Annotated in this window: 1 protein-coding gene; it reads left to right on the top strand. The window is 58.8% G+C overall.

Annotated elements, in window-relative coordinates:
- Positions 1–171: 171 nt before the first annotated feature.
- Positions 172–564: an energy transducer TonB gene (locus OKC30_RS21300; RefSeq protein WP_010673455.1), complete on the top strand. Its 393-nt coding sequence runs from the start codon at positions 172–174 to the stop codon at positions 562–564.
- Positions 565–653: the final 89 nt, after the last annotated feature.

Genomic DNA, 653 nt, shown 5'->3' with positions numbered 1-653 from the left:
GCAGGGAGGTAAATACCAAGATGTGTTTGCATGAGGCGCTAGGGCACCCGATGCAACACGTAATTGGGACATAGCCTTTTTTTTGCCTGCCAGATGGGGGCTTCCCGGATGAGCCCCTTTGCCTGACACTGGCGCGTCGCTCATGGAATCGAGCGATACAACGAAGAGGGAATGTCAGTGCGTGTGAAAGGGTTGTTTCTGTGGGCCGCCCTAGCCCTGCTCGGGGGCTGTGCCAGCCCCACCGCCAAGCTGAATCAGCCTCCGGTGGATGTCACCTGGGAAACGCTGCCCGAATACTGGGTGCTGGTGGGGGATGCCATCAGTTTTAACCCGGTCGGGGGGCTGCCGGCGAAGAGGCCGGTCAAGGGGTATGTGACCCTTCGCTACCTCATCGATTCCAATGGCACGCTGTTCAGCCCAGAGGTACTGGAGTCCCAGCCTCCCGGCGTGCTGGATCTCATCGCCATCTCCGGGCTGGCGCAGCTGCGCTACCGGCCATCGGAGCAGAATCAGCAAGCCATTCCGGCTCGGGTTGTGGCCCGATTTGAAGTGGAAGTGAAATGACAAACACCCCGGCCAGGCCGCAATGCTGTTCACTTAAGAGAATTTGAGTTCCAGTCCACGTAGTATCAGGACAAAAAAGCGAGGGAGGC

It is taken from the genome of Aeromonas sp. QDB18 (assembly GCF_027705325.1).
GTDB classification, from domain to species: Bacteria; Pseudomonadota; Gammaproteobacteria; order Enterobacterales; family Aeromonadaceae; genus Aeromonas; species Aeromonas caviae.
Note: the sequence above shows the minus strand (reverse complement) of the source record. Positions and strands in the feature narration are given on the sequence as shown.